At 62.1% G+C, this 17,872-nt stretch carries 15 protein-coding genes; 3 read left to right on the top strand and 12 right to left on the bottom strand.

Annotated features, from left to right (window positions below; all coding sequences use genetic code 11):
- Positions 1-7: 7 nt before the first annotated feature.
- The gene (locus C163_RS12890) at positions 8-925 is read right to left on the bottom strand and encodes an alpha/beta hydrolase (protein WP_025339149.1); all 918 of its coding nucleotides are present in this window, start codon (positions 923-925) and stop codon (positions 8-10) included.
- 171 nt (positions 926-1,096) lie between these two features.
- Between C163_RS12890 and C163_RS12885 the strand changes: the two genes are divergently transcribed.
- Positions 1,097-2,047 (top strand): LysR family transcriptional regulator, encoded by a 951-nt coding sequence (locus tag C163_RS12885; RefSeq protein WP_025339148.1) that lies wholly within the window; start codon positions 1,097-1,099, stop codon positions 2,045-2,047.
- 139 nt (positions 2,048-2,186) lie between these two features.
- Positions 2,187-3,338, top strand: coding sequence for an NADH-dependent flavin oxidoreductase (locus C163_RS12880; RefSeq protein ID WP_025339147.1), 1,152 nt, complete (start codon positions 2,187-2,189; stop codon positions 3,336-3,338).
- A gap of 215 nt (positions 3,339-3,553) precedes the next feature.
- Here the strand turns inward: C163_RS12880 and C163_RS12875 are convergent, their stop codons facing one another.
- From C163_RS12875 to C163_RS12830, 10 genes are all read right to left on the bottom strand, one after another.
- Positions 3,554-4,711: a CaiB/BaiF CoA-transferase family protein gene (locus C163_RS12875; RefSeq protein ID WP_025339146.1), complete on the bottom strand. Its 1,158-nt coding sequence runs from the start codon at positions 4,709-4,711 to the stop codon at positions 3,554-3,556.
- A gap of 45 nt (positions 4,712-4,756) precedes the next feature.
- On the bottom strand, positions 4,757-5,914 hold the full coding sequence (locus C163_RS12870; RefSeq protein ID WP_025339145.1) for a CaiB/BaiF CoA-transferase family protein: 1,158 nt from the start codon (positions 5,912-5,914) through the stop codon (positions 4,757-4,759).
- A gap of 14 nt (positions 5,915-5,928) precedes the next feature.
- Positions 5,929-7,143 (bottom strand): CaiB/BaiF CoA-transferase family protein, encoded by a 1,215-nt coding sequence (locus C163_RS12865; protein WP_025339144.1) that lies wholly within the window; start codon positions 7,141-7,143, stop codon positions 5,929-5,931.
- Between the two features lie 94 nt (positions 7,144-7,237).
- Positions 7,238-8,419: a lipid-transfer protein gene (locus C163_RS12860; protein ID WP_025339143.1), complete on the bottom strand. Its 1,182-nt coding sequence runs from the start codon at positions 8,417-8,419 to the stop codon at positions 7,238-7,240.
- A 12-nt stretch (positions 8,420-8,431) separates the two neighbouring features.
- A complete protein-coding gene (locus tag C163_RS12855; protein ID WP_025339142.1) occupies positions 8,432-8,773 on the bottom strand; it encodes a hypothetical protein in 342 nt (113 codons plus the stop codon).
- A gap of 1 nt (position 8,774) precedes the next feature.
- Positions 8,775-10,133: an acyclic terpene utilization AtuA family protein gene (locus C163_RS12850; RefSeq protein ID WP_025339141.1), complete on the bottom strand. Its 1,359-nt coding sequence runs from the start codon at positions 10,131-10,133 to the stop codon at positions 8,775-8,777.
- A 5-nt stretch (positions 10,134-10,138) separates the two neighbouring features.
- Positions 10,139-10,636 (bottom strand): MaoC/PaaZ C-terminal domain-containing protein, encoded by a 498-nt coding sequence (locus C163_RS12845; RefSeq protein WP_025339140.1) that lies wholly within the window; start codon positions 10,634-10,636, stop codon positions 10,139-10,141.
- A 33-nt stretch (positions 10,637-10,669) separates the two neighbouring features.
- Complete coding sequence (locus C163_RS12840) at positions 10,670-11,815, bottom strand: acyl-CoA dehydrogenase family protein (protein WP_025339139.1); 1,146 nt, start codon at positions 11,813-11,815, stop codon at positions 10,670-10,672.
- 178 nt (positions 11,816-11,993) lie between these two features.
- On the bottom strand, positions 11,994-13,472 hold the full coding sequence (locus tag C163_RS12835) for an aldehyde dehydrogenase (protein WP_025339138.1): 1,479 nt from the start codon (positions 13,470-13,472) through the stop codon (positions 11,994-11,996).
- 20 nt (positions 13,473-13,492) lie between these two features.
- Positions 13,493-15,112 (bottom strand): GMC family oxidoreductase, encoded by a 1,620-nt coding sequence (locus tag C163_RS12830; protein WP_025339137.1) that lies wholly within the window; start codon positions 15,110-15,112, stop codon positions 13,493-13,495.
- Positions 15,113-15,419: 307 nt separating this feature from the next.
- Between C163_RS12830 and C163_RS12825 the strand changes: the two genes are divergently transcribed.
- A complete protein-coding gene (locus C163_RS12825) occupies positions 15,420-16,286 on the top strand; it encodes an alpha/beta fold hydrolase (RefSeq protein WP_025339136.1) in 867 nt (288 codons plus the stop codon).
- A 142-nt stretch (positions 16,287-16,428) separates the two neighbouring features.
- Here C163_RS12825 and C163_RS12820 read toward each other — a convergent pair whose 3' ends face one another.
- Positions 16,429-17,706 carry an OprD family outer membrane porin gene (locus C163_RS12820; RefSeq protein ID WP_038408329.1) on the bottom strand — a complete coding sequence of 426 codons (1,278 nt, stop codon included), beginning with the start codon at positions 17,704-17,706 and terminating at the stop codon, positions 16,429-16,431.
- Positions 17,707-17,872: the final 166 nt, after the last annotated feature.

The raw sequence follows: 17,872 nt of genomic DNA, 5'->3' as shown, positions 1-17,872 counted from the left end.
CTCTCGCTTAGAGGTTTTGCTGATAGAACGGGATCAGCTTGGCCAGTGCTTGGCCGACAGGGGCCGGCTGATCATACAAGTCGTAGTGCGAAGTATCCTCGACGACGACCAGTTCCTTGACCTTCGACGCAGCGCGCGCGTAAATCTCCAGCCCGTCGCGATAGGCGCCGAAACCGCCCGGCTTGTCGCCGACCACCACCATCATCGGTGTCGTCAGCAGCGTCTCGGCCAGATGGAAGGCATCCCAGCCGGCGGAGGCAGCGCGGCGCGAGAACAGCCCGCGCGTGCCGGCGTTGTCGTTGACGCAGCGGTTGCGGTAGTAGTCCGTGGCACCGAGAACATCGATGTCCGTGATACCCGCCTGGGCGACCGCATCCATGGAGGGCGGAACGAACAGGTCAACCTTGAGCGCCTCGCCCCGGGCTTCGGCGGTGCGTTGCTGGGCCACCGCTTCCATCTGGCCAATCGGGTCGAAGCCGCTGAAGCCTTCGCGGCACAGGCGGCCGTAGTTGACACCGGTGATGCTGACCAGGGCCTTGATGCGCCGCTCGATCATGGTTGCATTGATGGCATAGCCACCGCCGCCACAGATGCCCAGCACGCCAATGCGGTCGGCATTCACGTACGGCAAGGTGACCAGGTAGTCCATGACCCGGCTGAAGTCTTCCACGGCCATGGCCGGGTCTTCAGTGTAGCGGGGCTCGCCGCCGCTCTGGCCTTGCGTGCTGCGGTCGAAGGCGATGACGACAAACCCGGCTTCTGCCAGTGCCTTGCCATAAACGTTTCCAGCGGTCTGCTCCTTGCAACTGCCGATGGGGTGGGCGCTGATGATCGCTGGGTGTTTCTTCTTCTCGTCGAAGTTAGGCGGAAAATGCAGGTCTGCTGCGATGTCCCAGTAGGTGGTCTTGATCTTGACGCTTTGCATGATGGACTCCTTGTAGCCGTTGATAGGCCGTTGAGTGGAAATTGCCGGGTCGCGTTCTTCAAAATGGCGTGCGGCCAAGCAGCGATGGAGCCACTTTAGGCTGGATGATTGATTCGTCATAGCCATCAATCTGTACTACAGTTGTATTTTCAAATTTACAATGAGTGCCGCATGGATCCGTCATTACTTCCTTCCCTGGCCTGGTTCGCGCACGTCGCCCACCACCGTAGCTTCACCAAGGCCGCGGCGGAAATGGGCGTCTCGCGGGCCAATCTGTCGCAGAACGTGAAGGCGCTGGAACGGCGCCTGAACGTCAAGCTGCTGTACCGCACGACGCGGGACATGTCGCTGACCGAGGAAGGCCAACGGCTCTATGACGTGTGGTATCCGGCGCTGATTGCGGTGGAGCGCACAGTGCGCACCATGCATGACGCACGTGATGAGCCTTCGGGCCTGGTGCGGGTGAATACCTCCCGCGTGGCGGCCAAAACCCTGCTGGAGCCGCATCTGGAGGAATTCTGCTCCCGCTACCCCAAACTCCAACTGGAGCTGGTTGCCGACGATGCGCTAGCCAACATCGTGGCCGACGGCTGCGATGCGGGCATCCGCGTGGGCGAGAGCCTGGCCGAGCACATGGTGGCCGTGCCGATCACGCCGGCGCTGGAGATGGCGGTGGTGGGCACGCCCGCCTATTTCATGCGCCATGGGCATCCGTCCACCCCCGCCGATCTGGCGCAGCACAACTGCCTGCGGTTTCGGACCCCGGGTGGGGCGATCCTGCCATGGGAGTTCACTGCGCCGGGAGAAGACGGGCACGCCTTCACAGTAGAGCCGCAGGGCAGTGTCATCACGAACGACGATGACGGTATGATCCGAGCCGCATTGCAGAACGTGGGCCTTATCCAGCACATCGACATTGCCGTGCAGCGACATTTGGAATCGGGCGCACTGGTTCGTGTGCTGCAGCCATGGTGCAAGCCCTTCGCGGGTTTCTACATCTATGCGCCGACCCGCGCGCAAATGCCCGCCAAGGTGCGTGCCTTGATTGACTTTCTGGTCGAGAAGCGCGAGGGCATGGCAGCCCTGCGACAGCCGCTTTCCAATAAGAAACGGGTGCGCTGAGCGGCGTTCTTGCGCCTCATTGTCAATCTAGACTGAATACTGTTGTGTAGATTGGAAATCTTGGCATGCGGTCGCTTTGGCTTCAAATTGGGTCTTGTGACTTTCTTTTGAGGCGCCTGCGTTGCGCCAAGGTTTCTAAATGACTTCTGAACACACTACCCTGTTCCAACCTTTCGCCTTCCATAGCGGCTTGACGCTGCGCAACCGTGTAGTGATGGCGCCTATGACCACTTGGTCTGCCAACTCTGATGGCACCCTCTCGGATGCGGAGCTGGACTATTACCGCCGTCGCGCCCAGGGCGTGGGCATGGTCATCACGGGGTGCACACATGTGACGGAGAACGGCATCGGTTTCACCGACGAATTCGCCGCTTACGACGACCGCTTTATTCCCAGCTTGCAACGGCTGGCTGAGGCCGCCAAGAGTGGCGGCGCTGCGGCGGTCCTGCAAATCTTCCATGCGGGCAACAAGGCGGTGGTGGAGGCGGTACCCGGAGGTGAGCTGGTGAGTGCCAGCGCCGTCAATGCACTGGCTGGTCCCTTCAACCGGGGAGATGTAACCCCTCGAGCTTTATCACGTGACGAGATTTTTGAGATGGTGCATGCCTTCGGCGAAGCTACCCGCCGGGCCATCGAAGCCGGGTTCGATGGGATAGAGCTGCATGGTGCGCATGGTTTCTTGCTGCAGAACTTCTTCTCGCCACGGTATAACCTGCGCGATGACGAATGGGGTGGCTCACCGGAAAATCGCATGCGCTTCGCGCTGGCTGTGGTGCGAGAGGCGAAGCGGGTGATTGCCGCGCACGCCAAGGGGCCGTTTGTATTGGGCTACCGCATCTCACCCGAGGAACGCGAGGATGGTGGCTATCGAGTGCCGGACATCTGCGCGCTGGTGGATGGGCTGATTGCCGAAGGCATCGACTATTTGCATGTCTCGCTCAATGACGTTCTGGGCGCGCGCCCACTCGGCGCGGACTCCCGCCTCACCGTGGAGCAGGTCATCGCTCACGTCGACAAGCGCGTGCCGATACTTGCGGCAGGCATGCTGCGCACACCCAAGCAGGCCCAGGCCGCGCTTGATCTGGGGCTGTCGCTTGCAGGTGTAGGCAAGGGGCTGGTAATGAACGCTGACTGGGTGGGATTGGCACAGTCGGGCTGCGGTGCGCAAATTCGCCAGGAACTGGATCTGGAAAAGCGCGCGGTGTTGTCTATTCCCGCTGGTCTGTTGCGAGCTGTGGAGGCGGCGCCAGGGTGGATTCCAGTGCGTAAGAAGGCTGAGACTGTTGCTTGATCGGCGTTGTCGTTCGCGCCTTCGCCATGCAGATAGGCGTATGGCGTCATACCTCTGAAGCAGGAACGATGGCGTTACGTTCTCGAATCAGTTGAGTTTGCAGCCCCTCGCGGCTAAACCCGCTCCTGCAGTGGCGGCGTATGTCGTGGGTAACACCAGGCCTGCAGGAGCGGGTTTACCCGCGAAGGGCCGCACGGCGGCCCAGGTAGGTTTGACTAGAGCACGGCGCCTGCCGTGCGCAGGGACTGTTGCTCCTGCGCCGAGAAGCCCCAGTCGGCCAGCACTGCGTCTGCATCCTGGCCGGGGTGTGGTGGTGGATTCTGGATAGCGCCGGGGGTGCGGCTAAAGCGTGGTGCCGGTGCCGGCTGGAGCACACCATCAACTTCCACGAAGCTGCCGCGTTGCTGTACGTGGGTGTGCTGCGGGGCTTCGGCCAGTGACAGGACCGGCACGATGCAGGCCTGGGTACCCGCGGCCAGCGCCGTCCATTCATCACGCGCACGGGTCTTGAATACCTCGGCGAAGCGCTGCTTCATCAGCGGCCAGCCGGCCTGGTCGTGCTGCGCTGGCAGATCCTGTTCCTTCAGGCCCAGCACGCCCAGGGCTTCGCGGTAGAAGCGCCCTTCGTTGGCGGCGATGCTGACGTGCTTGCCGTCTTGTGTTTCATAGACGTTGTACCAGGGGGCGCCGGAGTCGAGCCGGTTGGTGCCGCGCTCATCCTTCCAGTACCCCGCGGCATGGAAGCCATAGACCAACGTCATCAACGAAGCGGCGCCATCAACCATGGCCGCATCCACCACCTGGCCCTGGCCCGAGGTGCGCGCTTCGAGCAGGGCACTGAGGATACCCAATGCAAGGTAGAGCGAGCCACCGCCGAAGTCGCCCACCAGGTTCAGCGGAATCGCCGGCGCCTCGCCAGCGCGACCCATGGCGTGCAGGGCACCGGTCAGCGAGATGTAGTTGACGTCATGCCCCGGCGCCTGGGCCAGCGGGCCGTCCTGGCCCCAGCCGGTCATGCGGCCGTAGACCAGGCGGGGGTTGGCAATCAGGCAGACCTCGGGGCCCAGCCCCAGGCGCTCCATCACACCCGGGCGAAAGCCTTCGACTAGCATGTCGGCCTGTTCCACCATGCGCAGCACCGCGGCCACTGCCTCGGGCTGCTTGAGGTTCATCTGCACGCTGCGCCGGCTACGATTGAGCAGGTCGAAACGTGCATCGATAGGGGCGCCGCCATCATGGCCCGCAGGCCGGTCGATGCGCACTACCTCCGCGCCCAGGTCGGCCAGCAGCATGCAGCAGAACGGGGCCGGGCCGATGCCACCTACTTCGACGATCTTGACACCCTTCAACGGGCCTTGAGCTTGCTTGTTCATGAATCTATCCAATGAGGAATGAAGGTGCACGGGTGCCCGCGTTGATCAGGCATCTTGCAGCAACTGGTGGAGGCGTGCGTTGTCCTGGCCGATTTCGGGGGCCGAGGCCAGGGCGGGTGGACGCTGACGGTCGAACGAAAGGGGCACGCCCACCAACTCGATCTCGTCCTCGCTCGTTCTGCCCAGGATACCCAAGGCACGGGTTTGCTCATGAGCGTAGAGTTCTTCGGTGGTTTGCACCGACGCGCAGGGCAGACCGAGGGCATCGAAGTGTTTCTGCCAGTGATCGCGAGTGTGCTGTTTCATGCGCTCGCCGATCAGCCCGTCGATCGCGTTGCGGTTGGCGATGCGCCCAGCATTGGTGGCGAACCTGGGGTCGGTGGCCCATTCGGGATGACCCAGGGCATCGCAGAGGCGGGCAAACAGCGTGTCATTGGCCGCACTGATGATGGCGTGGCCGTCTGCCGCCTCGTAGGCACGGTGCGGCACGATGAAGGCCACGCCCGAACCATGTCGGCCACCGGGGTTGCCATCTGCAGCGTAGTTGGCGATGCCAATGGACATCCAGGCGATCGCGGTTTCCAGCAGCGAACTGTTGACGGTCGCGCCGATCTGCTTGCGCTCACGACGCACAAGGGCTGCGGCGATACCGATCACGGCCCACATGCCGGTGCCGAAATCGCAGATGGAGACACCGGCGCGCACAGGCGCCTGGCCGTCCTCGCCGGTGAGCGTCATGATGCCGGAAAACGCTTGCATCAACGGGTCGTACCCGGGCAGTTTGCTCAAGGGGCCCAGATGCCCATAGGCACCGACTTCGCACACCACCAGTTCAGGCTTGCGCTGGCGCAGGTTCTCGGAGTCTAGGTGGTACTGCTCGGCGCTGCCTGGGCGCAGGTTATGCAGGAAGACATCGGCATGGCCCTCGATGAGATCATGCAGCGTGGCCAGTTGCACCGGATCCTTGATGTCCAGGCAGATGGAGCGCTTGCCGCGGTTGATGGCGTGAAACGCGGCGCCGCTGCCTTTCCATTGACTGGGGCCCCAACCGCGGGAAGAGTCGCCGGCCGGGCGCTCCACCTTCCAGACCTGCGCACCCAAACCAGCGAGGATGTGGCCGGCGAATGGAGCAGAAGCGCTATCACCCAGTTCGACCACGGTAATGCCAGCCAGGGGCAGGTCAGCTCGGGGATCATTTTGCATTGGGCGCTCCTTGCTCACGCGCTGGCCGTATCGATGGAGGCTTGCATGGCACCACCGGACAGCACCACCTGTTGGGCCTGTTCAGCCGTCAGGCCATATTCGGTCAGCAATTGCACCGTGTGCTCACCCAGGCGCGGAGCGGGGTAGCGTTGCTCGGGTTGGCTCTCGCTCCACTGTTGCGGGATACCCAGCATACGCAACATGCCTTCGCTCGGATGTTGTTGAACCTGGAAGAAGTTGACAGCTTCCATGTGCGGGTCATGCAGCAATGTTTCGGGGGTGTTCATCTCGATGACGGGAATGTCGGCTTCGGTAAGGATGCTCAGCCATTGTGCCGTCGTCTTGGTCTCGAAGGTGTCGGCCAGGAACTTGTAGAGGTAGCCGATGTTTTCCGTGCGGCCGAAGATCGTGCCGTAACGCGGGTCGTCGGCCATGTCGGGGCGGCCGACGGCGAGGAAGAAGCGCTGCCAGTGGCGGTCGGTGTAGATATTCACGCCCAGGTAGCCATCCTGCGTCTGATAGGGGCGACGTTCGGCGCTCATCATGCGGGCGTAACCCCAGTCGCCGATGGGTGGTTCGAAGGTATGGCCGTAGAGGTGATCGCCCAGCACGAAATGGGCGAAGGTTTCGAACATGGGCACTTCCACCGATTGTCCGTGTCCAGTCTTTTCGCGGTAATAGAGCGCCATCGCCACCGCATTGCAAGTTGCCATGCCGACGATTCGGTCAGCGATGGCGGTGGCGACATAGGAGGGTGGGCCAACTTTGCGCGCTTGAAGCACCGGCATGCCCACTGCAGCCTGGATCAGGTCGTCGTAGGCGGGGCGGTCGGCATAAGGGCCATTCTGCCCGAAGCCGAATGCGCCGCAGTAGATAATGCGTGGGTTGACTTTCCTGACATCGTCATAGGTCAGCCCGAGCTTGGCCATGGCCTTTGGGCGCAGGCTGTGCAGCACTACGTCGGCCGAGGCCAGCATGTGCTGGAGGGCTTGTGCCGCTTCTGGGTGCTTGAGATCCAGCGCTGCACTGCGTTTGTTGCGGTTCAGGTGCAGGAAGATCGCGCTCATGCCTGGGTTGCGGCAGGGCCCGACGCCTCGCGTGGGGTCGCCACCGGGCGCCTCGATCTTGCAGATATCCGCGCCCATGTCTGCCATCAGCAGCGAGGCATAGGGGCCCATGAAGTTCGAGGTCAGGTCAAGTACCCGTACCCCGGCAAGTGGTCCTGCCATGTCGCTTACTCCGATTGTTGTTATTGGATATCAAAGCGTCAGCCGTAGCCGTGAGACCGGGCGCGGCCCGATGGCCGGGCCCGGTCGGGCTCCGTCAGGTACGCCGGTACATCGTCACTACGCAGGCGCCACCCAGACCGATGTTGTGCTGCAGGGCGATGCGAGCGTTCTCCACTTGGCGTTTACCTGCCTGGCCACGCAGGTGCCAGACCAGTTCGGTGCATTGGGCCAAGCCCGTCGCGCCGAGTGGGTGGCCCTTGGACATCAAGCCACCGGACGGGTTAATGACGTACTTGCCGCCATAGGTGTTGTCGCCATTGACGATGAACCGCTCAGCGCCGCCCTCCGGGCACAAGCCCAGCCCTTCGTAGCTGATGACCTCATTGGGCGTAAAGCAATCGTGCAACTCCACGACGTTGACGTCCTCTGGCCCGATACCGGCTGACTCGTAAACTTGTTGGGCAGCTCGGCGGGTCATGTCAGCCCCCACCAGGTTCAGCAGGTCAAGTTTGGTGGCCTCGGTATCGGTGGTCATCGATTGCGCCACGATCTCGACAGCGTTGGTTATGCCATGCCTGGCCGCGAACGCTTCGCTGCATACGATGGCTGCCGCGGCACCACAGGTCGGTGGGCAGGCCATCAGGCGGGTCAGATAAGGATACATCGGTGTCGCTTCCATCACCTCCTCGACGGTCAACGGCTTGTTGAACAGCGAGTAGGGGTTGTTGATCGCATGGTTACGCGATTTCACGGCCACCTTGGCAAAGATGTCCGGATTGGCTCCAAATCGATTGATGTATTCCCACCCGGCCGCGCCGAAGGCCTTGATGGCGCGAGGTGGCTCTTCTGGCAGTTGCGGCGCCAACTGTTCCCGGCGCTCATGGATCCAGCCTACGGGGGATGTGCGATCGCTGAAGGCACTGCCCAGCGCACCGGGCTTCATCTCTTCGAAACCGAAAGCCAGCGCGCACTCGACAATGCCGGCCTCAACCGCTTGTCGCGCCAGGAACAGCGCCGAGGAACCCGAGGCGCAGTAGTTGTTCAGGTTGAACACTGGGATGCCGGTCATGCCCACGCCGTAGGCCACACGCTGGCCGCAGGTGCTGTCGCCATAGACGTAGCCGGCGAAGGCCTGCTGCACCTGATCGTAGCGGATGCCGGCGTCTTCCAGTGCGCCCTGAATGGCCTTGGCGCCCATGATCTCGTAGGGCTCATGCGCCCCAGGCTTGGCGAACTTGACCATGTTCACGCCAATGATTCTGGCTTTATTGCCCATGTCGGTTCTCCTTCAGTGCATCAGGTGCAGGTCGCTTTCATCGACATCCAGGACGATGCGCAGGATAGCCTGGCACATGGTCTTGCCGGTGAAGTCGATGCGCAGACTGCGCGTGGCGCCGCCGCCGAGCGAATTGCGCAGCACGAAGTTCATCGCGTGCAGGGTGCGCACTTCATAGCGCTCCACGGGGCCCTTGGACATTTCACCGAAGAAGGCCTTGACCCGTTCTGCAGTGAGGTGCTTTTGCAGCAAGGGGTAGAAGCGCGGCTCCTTGGCGATGACGGCGATGTTGCTGATGTCGCCCTTGTCGCCGGAGCGGGCATATACCAGATCTTTCAGTTGCAACTTGGCCATGTCAAAGCTCCCGAATCTCGACGTTCTGCACGACTTGTTCGCGTGCGATCAGCGTGGGCCAAAGGGCGAACACCTCGCGCGGGGCGGGCGTGTTCAGCTGGCCGGTGGAACCGATAGGGCCAGTGCCCATCAGCATCACGCACTCACGGGCGACTTTGCTGGCTTCGGCGCGGTTGGCGCACTTGGCGGCCACGCGGATGCGCACTTCGTTGATGTCCTCATCAGGCTCAGGAGAGGCCGACCAGTGGCAGGAGTCGACGCCGATCATGTCGAAGCGCACTTCCTCGGCCTTGAGGTCGACCATCTCGAAGCGCTTCTTGATGATCTCGAACGAGCGCCGTGCCTTGGCCACGGCGTCGGGCCAGGTCACGGAAGACTCCACCTCGCCGATGTAGCCGTCGGTGTAGGCAATACCCGCCTTGAGCGTGGCCGGCGCAGGCTTGCCCCGGGCGCCCCAGACCTGCACGCGGTCCTTGGCGACTTCTTCCATCTGCACGTTGGTGAAGTCGGTGACGACTTCGGGCATCAGGTAGTTGCCTGGGTCGTGCACTTCGTAGAGCAGGTGCTCGGTGAGCGTGACCTTGTTGACCAGGCCGCCGGTACCGTCCACCTTGGTGATGAACAACTCGCCTTCTTCGTTGACCTCGGCGATGGGGTAGCCGATGTTCCAAGGCTCGGGCACTTCTTTCCAGAGGCTGGTGATACCACCGGAGCAGGCTGCGCCGCACTCGATCAGGTGGCCGGCGGTGATGCCGATGGCCAGCCTGTCCCAGTCGTCCCATTTCCAGCCGAACTCGTGGACCAACGGCGCCAGGATGGCGGCATCGTCCGTCGCACGGTCGGAAATGATGATGTCGCAACCTGCTTGCAGCGCTTCCACGTAGCCATAGGCTCCGGAGTACACGTACGAGCCGACGATGCGCTCGCGAACCTGGCCCAAGTCATTGTCACCCGTATCCAGGTTGGTGAAGCGCACGCCCTTGTCGAGCAGTTCCTCAACCTTGTGCTGGATGTCGTTGGTGGTAACGATACCCACTTTGAGTCGGGTGATGCCCACCTCTCTGGCTGCGGCCAGGATGGTGTCGGCGCAGGCCTGGGGATTGGCTGCGCCAGCATTGGTGAGGATCTTGATGCCTTTGTCCAGGCAGATCGGCAGCACACCGCGCACCACGGCGCGGATGGCCGGCACGAAGCCGTGTTCCGGGTTCTTCTGGCGCATTTTCTGCAGCAGCGGAATGGTCGGCTCGCCGAGGAAGTCGTAGGCCAGATACTGCACGTTACCGTGCTTGGCGATCTCGATCGCGGGGTCGAGGTTGTCACCCCAGAACCCGCTTCCGGAGCCGATACGAATGGTCTTCATGGCAATCAGCCCTTCGGTGCTGGCAGAGTGGAGGCGACCAATGCGTCGAGGTCTTCGCGTTTGCGCAACATCAGCAGGCTCCATTCGCCCTGTTGGACGACATCGCCGTCCTGGTTCAGCACCTGCATCAGGAATTTGATCACACCGTACTTGTCATCCTTGACCTTCTTGCCGATCACAGTGGCGCGAGCGTAGACGGTGTCGTCGATCAGCACTGGCTTGAGGAAGCGCATGTTGTCGATGCCGTAGTTGGCCTGGAAGCCCAGGCCGAACTGCACCAGGCCCGTGGCGATGGAATAGGTGAGGGCACCTTGCACCAGGCGCTTGCCGAAACGGGTCTTGGACGAATAGACGGTGTTGGAATGGATCGCGATCCAGTTGCCGGTAAGTGCACAGTAGTTCACCACATCGGTTTCGGTGATGGTGCGGCCACCGGAGGCGAACACCTGGCCTTCTTCCAGTTCGTCGAAGGTCTGGTTGATCTGGTTGTTGATCAGACTCATGGCTGTTTCCTTGGTTGGTGACTGACTACGGCGTTAATTCAGGCGCATGGACTTGGCGATGATGGTTCGCTGGATCTGCGAGGTGCCGCCACCGATGGTGCATTGCACGCTTTCGCGCAGGTAGCGCTCCATGTCGGCCTCGGGCAGGTTGGCGAAGCCGCCGAGAATCTGCATGCCGTCGAGTGCGCACTGCTTGAGGGTTTCGGAGGCGTACAGCTTGGCCATGGAGGTCTCTTTCGGCGCGGGCAGGCCCTCGGACTTGAGTGCAGCAGCGCGGTAGACCAGCAGGCGGGCCGCATCGACGCGGGTCTGGTTCTCGGCCAGCATGTGCTTGAGCACCTGGAAGTTGAATATCGGCTGGCCGAACTGGGTGCGCTGGTGTGCATAGCGGTTGGCGTTGTTCACCGCTTCCTGCGCGTTGCCGGTGTAGGCGCCGGCAACGGCACACCGCTCAAGCTCCAGGTGATTGAGAATGATCTCGTGACCCTGGCCTTCGACACCCAGAATCGCATCCCCGGGGACGATGACGTCATCGAGGAAGATCTCGGTAGTGCCGGTCGCATGGCGAGACAGGGTAGGCAGCTTGTTGATGACCATGCCTGGGGTGTCGTTCGGGATAAGCAGCATGGTCAGGCCGCCGTGCTTGTCCTTCATGTCAGTGCGCACGAGCATTGCGATGACGGTGTTGTCGGCCTGTGCACCGGAGCAGAACATCTTCGCTCCGTTGATGACCCAGTCGCCGTTGTCGTTACGGCGCGCGTGGGTCTTGGTGGCAAACACGTCCGAACCTGCGTCGGGCTCGGTCATCGACACCGAGAAGCGGATCTTGCCTTCGATGAAGGGCTGGATGTATTTGTCTCGCTGCGCCTGGGTGCCATATTTGGCGATGTTCATCGCGGTGAAAGTCGGTACCAGGATGGCGGCGGCGAAGTCGAAGCCGTATTTACCCAGACCTTCGGACATCAGCACGTAGTCGAAGATGCTGCCGCCAGCGCCGCCTTCCTCTTCGGAGAACAGCAGACCCAGCCAGCCCTGCTGGGCAATCTTCTCGTAGGCCTCATAAGGGTAGTCGCGGTTCTGGTCGCATTTGCGGATGTATTCGACGGTGATTTCGTTGTCCATGAAACGGTTCACGCTGTCGAGCCACATCTGTTGCGATTGGTCGAGGAAGTTGGCCATGGCCGGGGTCCTTTTATGTTGTTGAGTAGACACCCCGTAAGCTAGGCCGCAGGGCCTGGCAAACCAAGTTGCGAATTTTGAAGTCGGATTTCGAGAAGATTGAAGTGGCGCTCGCCATGTAAAGCGAAGAGCGGCCTGTCGCCCCTTGGGCGGGGCGACAGAGCTTGTACGGAGGGAGTCAAGACGCAGGTAGATCGAGCACCACGGCCTTGGATTCCAGGAAGGCTTCGAGCCCACCTTCGCCGCCCTCACGGCCAATGCCTGACTGCTTGAAACCGCCGAAACCGATCGCGAAGTCATAACGTGATGCATTGTGGCCGACCGTACCCGCGCGCAGCTGCCGTGCCACGCGCATGGCCCGCTCAGAATCTTGAGTGAACACCGTGGCATTTAGGCCGAAGATGGTGTCGTTGGCCATGTCGATTGCGTGCTGCTCGTTGTCGGCTGCAATGACCGACAGAACCGGCCCGAAGAATTCATGTCGGGCCGCGAAGGAGCGATTATCGACATGAGCGAACACTGTGGGCTCGAAAAAAAATCCACGTCGCAGATGCTTCGGTCTGATGCCGCCGGTCGCCAGTTTGGCACCGTCGGCAATGCTCTGGGCCACCATGCGCTCCACGCTGTTGCGCTGGCGCGAAGAGGCCAAGGGCCCCATGGTGGTACCAGCGTCGAACGGATCGCCTGGCACGGCTTCGCGCGCGGCGCTCACGAGCGCCTCGACCATCGCGTCGTGCTTGCTGCGTGGCACGATGATCCGCGTCAGGCTCGCGCACACCTGCCCTGTCAGGTAGCTGAAATACGGCGTACCCAGTGCCTTGGCGGCGGTCTCGATGTCGTAGTCGTCAAGCACCACGGCGGGCGATTTACCGCCCAGTTCCAGGGTGACCCGCGCCACGCGCTCGGATGCTACCGTGCCGATGCGCCGGCCAGCAGCGGTGGAGCCTGTGAAGGTGATCTTGTCCACGCCGGGATTGCTGACCAGTGTCTCCGACACGTCGCGGTCGGCCGTCACCATATTTACCACTCCAGGTGGCAGGCCGACTTCCTGACAAACCTGCGCGAACAAGTAGCCGGAGCAGGGGGCCTCAGGGGAATTCTTGATGATGACCGTGCAACCGGCCAGCAACGCGGGCGCAACCTTGTAGGCGATCAGCCCCGCCGGGCCGTTCCACGGCACGATGGCCAGCGCCACCCCCACGGGCTCCTGCACGGCATAACCCCGGTGACCGCTGGTGGAGGTGATTGGCTTGATGAACGGGTAGGTGTCGGCCATTGCCGCATACTGACGGAAAGCACCACTGAGGTATTGGCCTACGCGAGGTTGGGCGATGCGGTAGAGGATACCGGACTCGACCGTCCAAATACGGGCGAACTCGTCATTGAGTGTCTCCAGGCGCTGGGCGATCTTTTCCAGGTAGCCGGCACGTTCGGCGGGGCTCATGCGCGGCCAGGGGCCGTGGTCGAATGCCTGGCGGGCAGCCTGCACGGCGGCGGCTACGTCGGCCTCCTGGGCCTTGGCCACATGGGCGACGGTTTCTTCGGTGGCGCAGTTGAGCACAGCGAAGGTGTCCACTGTGGCGGGTTTGACCCATTGCCCTCCGATGAACAGGCAATCGGCATGGGGGATGTTAAGGGTCTGACCTGGGTTAGTCATGACGAGGGGTCCTTGAAGTGTCAGGCTGCCAAAGTACGGGCGGTGAGCGCGTCGGCGCGGATCATGTCCGCACCCTTTTCGCCGATCATGATGCAGGGGGCATTGGTGTTTCCCGTGGGAATGACCGGCATGATCGAGGCATCGATAACCCGTAGCCGACGAAGGCCGTGCACCCGTAGCTGGGCGTCGACCACGGCATCGCTGTCGTTGCCCATCTTGCAGGTGCCTACCGGGTGCCAGCCTGTGCCGCCGAAGCGCTTGAGGTAGTCGAACAATTCATCGTCGCTCGTACACTGCGGGCCGGGCTTGATTTCCTCGACAACCCGTTGTGCAAGCGGCGGCGTCTGCAGGATCTGGCGCAGCTGGCGCAGCCCGGCGATGTGCCGACGTATGTCGCTTTCATCGCTGAAGTAGTTGGGGTGAAGGAGGGGAGCGTCCAGCGGGTCGGCGCTCGCCAGCTCCAGATAGCCGCGCGAGCGAGGCGATAGCAGCAGCACCGAGGCGGACAGGCCTGGATAGCTGTCGGCGGCGACCTCGCCCGATGCGGTGGCCGAAAAACTCATAGGGTTTAGGGAAAGCTGCAGGTCGACCCGTTCGCCCGGTTCGCTTCTGGCGTACGCCGTCACGGGGGCGGCGCCCAGGGCAAGGTAGCCACTGTGTGTGAGCACGTAGCGCGCGCCCTCCAGGTACTTGCGCAGGCCGCTCAGACGGTGATTGACCGAACTGCCAGGCGTGCAGCGCCAGGCAAGCGAGGCATACCAGTGGTCCTGGAGATTACGCCCCACTCCCGGCAGGTGCCGTCGCACAGCGATGCCGTGGTGCTGTAACTGCGCCGCGTCACCGATCCCCGAGAGCATGAGCAATTGGGGGGAGGCGAGGGCGCCGGCGCACAGGATCACCTCGCGCGTAGCCCCGATGGCGCGACGTTGAGTGTTAAGCACGACTTCAACACCCGAGGCCTCGTCGCCGTCGAACAGCACCTGGGTGACCTGCGCGTTGGTCAGGGTTTCGAGGTTGGGGCGATGGAGCACGGGTTCGAGAAAAGCTTTATATGCCGAGTGGCGTTGACCTTTTCTGATCGTGTACTGGCGAACCCCGACGGCAGGGTATGGCGGGGCGTTCAGGTCGTTGGAGCGTTCGATGCCGCTATTGACGCAGGCGGTGATGAAGTCGTGCGCCGCTGGGTGAATCTCGACCGGGTCTGTCACGCACAATGGGCCTTGGTCGCCATGAAAGGCGTTGGCGCCGCGTACGTTGTTTTCCGAGCGCTTGAAGTAGGGCAGCACATCGTCCCAGCCCCAGCCCTGATTGCCCAGTTGCGCCCAATGATCGTAGTCCTCGGGCTGGCCGCGCATGTAGATCATGCCGTTGATGGCGCTGCTGCCACCTAGGCCTTTGCCCCGATCCCATTGCACCTGGCGCCCGTCGAGGGTGGGCACGGGTGCGGTCTTGAAGCGCCAGTTGAAACGCTCGCTGCCAAAGAGCTTGGCCATGCCCGCAGGTGTATTGACCCAGAAGTCGTCCATGCTGCCACCCGCTTCTATCAATAGAACGCGGGCGTGCGGGTCCTCGCTGAGACGGCTCGCCACCACGCAACCCGAGGAGCCGGCACCGACGACGATATAGTCATAGTTTTCCATCGCACGCCTCTGTCTGCGGGGCGGTCAGATGGACATGCAATTTCGCGAACGGAATCATGTCCCCTCCGTGGTTTTTGTTGTGCTTATTGAATCTGCACCCTATCAAACCTGGTTCAGGCGTCGTAAGCGGCTGGGCTTGACGAATCCTGAAGTGGCGCTTCGAAAATCATGACTTGGAGGTGCCTGGTGGAGTCCTGAAGATGACGTTCATCGCGATACTGAAGACCGCGACGGGCGTGGGCGCCGCGCAAGGTCGCTTGTTGTCGGCAGTACCGTCCACCTGGCGCCTTGTCTTGGTACTTCCTACATGAATCCACGAACCTCGCTTCCCGGTACGCCCCTCCCAATGCACACCTGGACCGGCGCTCATGGCAATCGTCTGTGCGGCGATAGCTGGGGCGACCCTTTGGCACGGCCTGTGGTGCTATTGCACGGGGGCGGGCAGACCAGGCATTCGTGGCGGCACACTGCCCGCAGCTTGGCACGAGCGGGTTTTCATGCGGTGGCCTACGACGCTCGCGGCCATGGCGACTCGAGTTGGGTGGCAGATGGTGATTATGGCGAGGTGGCCATGGCTCAGGATCTTGCCTGCGTGATCCGCACTCTTGCCGGGCGTCCCGTGTTGATCGGCGCCTCGATGGGCGGCATGACCAGCCTGCAGGCTGTAGGCGGTGGTGTGGTGGATGCGGCAGCATTGATATTGGCCGATGTCGCGCATCTTTCGTCCGGAGGTGGTGTTGGGCGGGTGCGTGATTTCATGACGCGCCATGCCGAGGGTTTCGTCTCGCTCGAGGAGGCAGCCGACGCTATCGCGCAATACCGGGGGGACGTGCGGCGTCAGGGCAGCACAGCCGGGCTGGGCAAGAACTTGCGCCGCGCCGCCGATGGCCGCCTCTATTGGCACTGGGATCCGCGTTTTCTCGATGCCCGGGGCGACTTGGCCGAGCGGGCTGCACGGCTTGGCCAATGCGCGCGTCGCCTCGATGTGCCGACGCTGGTGGTGCGTGGCGAGCATTCCGATGTGCTGACGCGTGAGGCGGTCAGCGAATTTCTGGCGCTGTGCCCTCAAGCCCGGAATATCGAAGTGGCTGGCGCGGGGCATATGCTGACGGGTGACGACAACGATGCCTTTGGCCAAGTATCGATCGATTTCATCCGCCAGATCGAGCGCTGAGCTGATTGGCTTGACGCCCTCGCTGTAACGGCTTTTGTCGCGAAAGGGCTGCGCAGCAGCCCTGGTAGTGGTTATGCCGACTTCAAGACCTGAGGGCCGCTGTGCAGCCCTTCCGCGCTATAAGGCCGCTGCCCGGGGGGATTTAGAACAACGACAAGGTGTAGGTTACCAGCAATCGATTCTGGTCCTGGTTCGGCACCGCCTCGCTGTGCAGCAGAGCATTGAGCCAGACGAATCCCAGGCCTTTGAGCGGGCCGCTCTGGATGATGTAGCCCAGTGACAAGTCACGTTCCCACTCCCGCTGGTTACTGCCGCTGGCCGTCTTGATGGAGTCGGAATCCAGGTACATGATCGACGCGTTCAGGCCAGGCACACCGGCAGCGGCAAAATCATAGGCGTACTGCACGTATCGTGTGGCCTGACCTGCGCGGGTGAAGTTGGAGGCGAGCCGGTCGGTGTAGAGGTAGGTGCTGGAGCCAGCTGCCTCGACGCCATCGCTCAAGCTGGCCTGGTTCGGTTGGACGAAGGCACTGTTGTCTGAGACCTTCTGGTAGCCGGCCAGCAAGCTGTGCCCGTTGACGGTATAGGTGAAGGTGGCGCTCCAGGTATCGTTGTCGATTTCGCCATCGCCGCCTTGGGTGAAGCCCGCCACCTGATAGCCCGCATCACCAGAGGCGTTAGCTCCTTGCGCCCGACTGCGGAAATACCGGAGATCGGTCTTGAGCTTCTGCGTTTCGCCAATGGGTAGCGTATGCACCGCCCCCAGGAAATCCTGGCGGTAATAGTCCTTCAGCGAGGCATGGTAATACTGCAGCAGAAGGTTGCTCCCCAGCGTGTAGTCGGCCCCCGCGAAAGTGAAACTGTCGCTCTGCTCACGTCCGCCGCCAACGGCCAGCCCGGTACGATCGCTCGAGCCGCGCCCCGTTACCTTGTTCAACTTGCCAGCGACCAGGGTTAGCCCATCGAATTCGTTCGAGGTGACCATCGCGCCCTGAAAGAGCTGTTGCAGCAAGCGACCGTCGTTGGCGACCAGGATGGGCAGCTTGGGGTACAGCGAACCGGCCAGCAACTCCGTCTTGGATGCCTTGGCCTTGAAGGTCAGGCCAAGCCTGCTCCATTCGTCCGCCGGGTGATCGCCGTCCGAAGGAATCATGGAACTGCCCTGGTGGCGCCCTCTACCGCTGTCGAGCGTCACACCCAGCAGACCGAGGGCATTGACGCCCACACCAATCGGGCCATCCGTATAGCCGGACTGGTAGTCGAGCTTGAAGCCTTGTGCCAATTCAGCGGTCTTGGATGGGCCACTGGTGTTATCGCGAAAATCATTATTGTAATAGAGTGTTCGAAAGCCCAGGTTCAGCCTGCTGTCAGCCACGAAGTCGGCATGGGCGGTCATCGGGACGATTGGGCTCAACGCCATGATCAGGACGAGCGGATACAACTTTGATTCGGCCACACTACAACCCTCTTCTTATTTTTTTAGGTGAACGCGTACCCGCGTCGGCAATGACTTTGCCGACGACGATCAGCGGGCTTCTCGAATAACGGACATAGCGCTCTTGGCCAGGCGCATGCACCCCGGGGCC

The organism is Pseudomonas sp. FGI182, assembly GCF_000511325.1.
Lineage (GTDB): Bacteria > Pseudomonadota > Gammaproteobacteria > Pseudomonadales > Pseudomonadaceae > Aquipseudomonas > Aquipseudomonas putida_Z.
The sequence above is the reverse complement of the archived record's forward strand: the minus strand, read 5'-3'. Positions and strand labels throughout refer to the sequence as shown.

Coding starts and splice junctions, on each gene's coding strand:
- C163_RS12885 (WP_025339148.1), top strand. CDS start 1,097: ATGGATCCGTCATTACTTCCTTCCCTGGCCTGGTTCGCGCACGTCGCC.
- C163_RS12845 (WP_025339140.1), bottom strand. CDS start 10,636: ATGAGTCTGATCAACAACCAGATCAACCAGACCTTCGACGAACTGGAA.
- C163_RS12870 (WP_025339145.1), bottom strand. CDS start 5,914: ATGCAAAATGATCCCCGAGCTGACCTGCCCCTGGCTGGCATTACCGTG.
- C163_RS12835 (WP_025339138.1), bottom strand. CDS start 13,472: ATGACTAACCCAGGTCAGACCCTTAACATCCCCCATGCCGATTGCCTG.
- C163_RS12860 (WP_025339143.1), bottom strand. CDS start 8,419: ATGGGCAATAAAGCCAGAATCATTGGCGTGAACATGGTCAAGTTCGCC.
- C163_RS12840 (WP_025339139.1), bottom strand. CDS start 11,815: ATGGCCAACTTCCTCGACCAATCGCAACAGATGTGGCTCGACAGCGTG.
- C163_RS12850 (WP_025339141.1), bottom strand. CDS start 10,133: ATGAAGACCATTCGTATCGGCTCCGGAAGCGGGTTCTGGGGTGACAAC.
- C163_RS12880 (WP_025339147.1), top strand. CDS start 2,187: ATGACTTCTGAACACACTACCCTGTTCCAACCTTTCGCCTTCCATAGC.
- C163_RS12820 (WP_038408329.1), bottom strand. CDS start 17,706: ATGGCGTTGAGCCCAATCGTCCCGATGACCGCCCATGCCGACTTCGTG.
- C163_RS12875 (WP_025339146.1), bottom strand. CDS start 4,711: ATGAACAAGCAAGCTCAAGGCCCGTTGAAGGGTGTCAAGATCGTCGAA.
- C163_RS12890 (WP_025339149.1), bottom strand. CDS start 925: ATGCAAAGCGTCAAGATCAAGACCACCTACTGGGACATCGCAGCAGAC.
- C163_RS12830 (WP_025339137.1), bottom strand. CDS start 15,112: ATGGAAAACTATGACTATATCGTCGTCGGTGCCGGCTCCTCGGGTTGC.
- C163_RS12855 (WP_025339142.1), bottom strand. CDS start 8,773: ATGGCCAAGTTGCAACTGAAAGATCTGGTATATGCCCGCTCCGGCGAC.
- C163_RS12825 (WP_025339136.1), top strand. CDS start 15,420: ATGAATCCACGAACCTCGCTTCCCGGTACGCCCCTCCCAATGCACACC.
- C163_RS12865 (WP_025339144.1), bottom strand. CDS start 7,143: ATGGCAGGACCACTTGCCGGGGTACGGGTACTTGACCTGACCTCGAAC.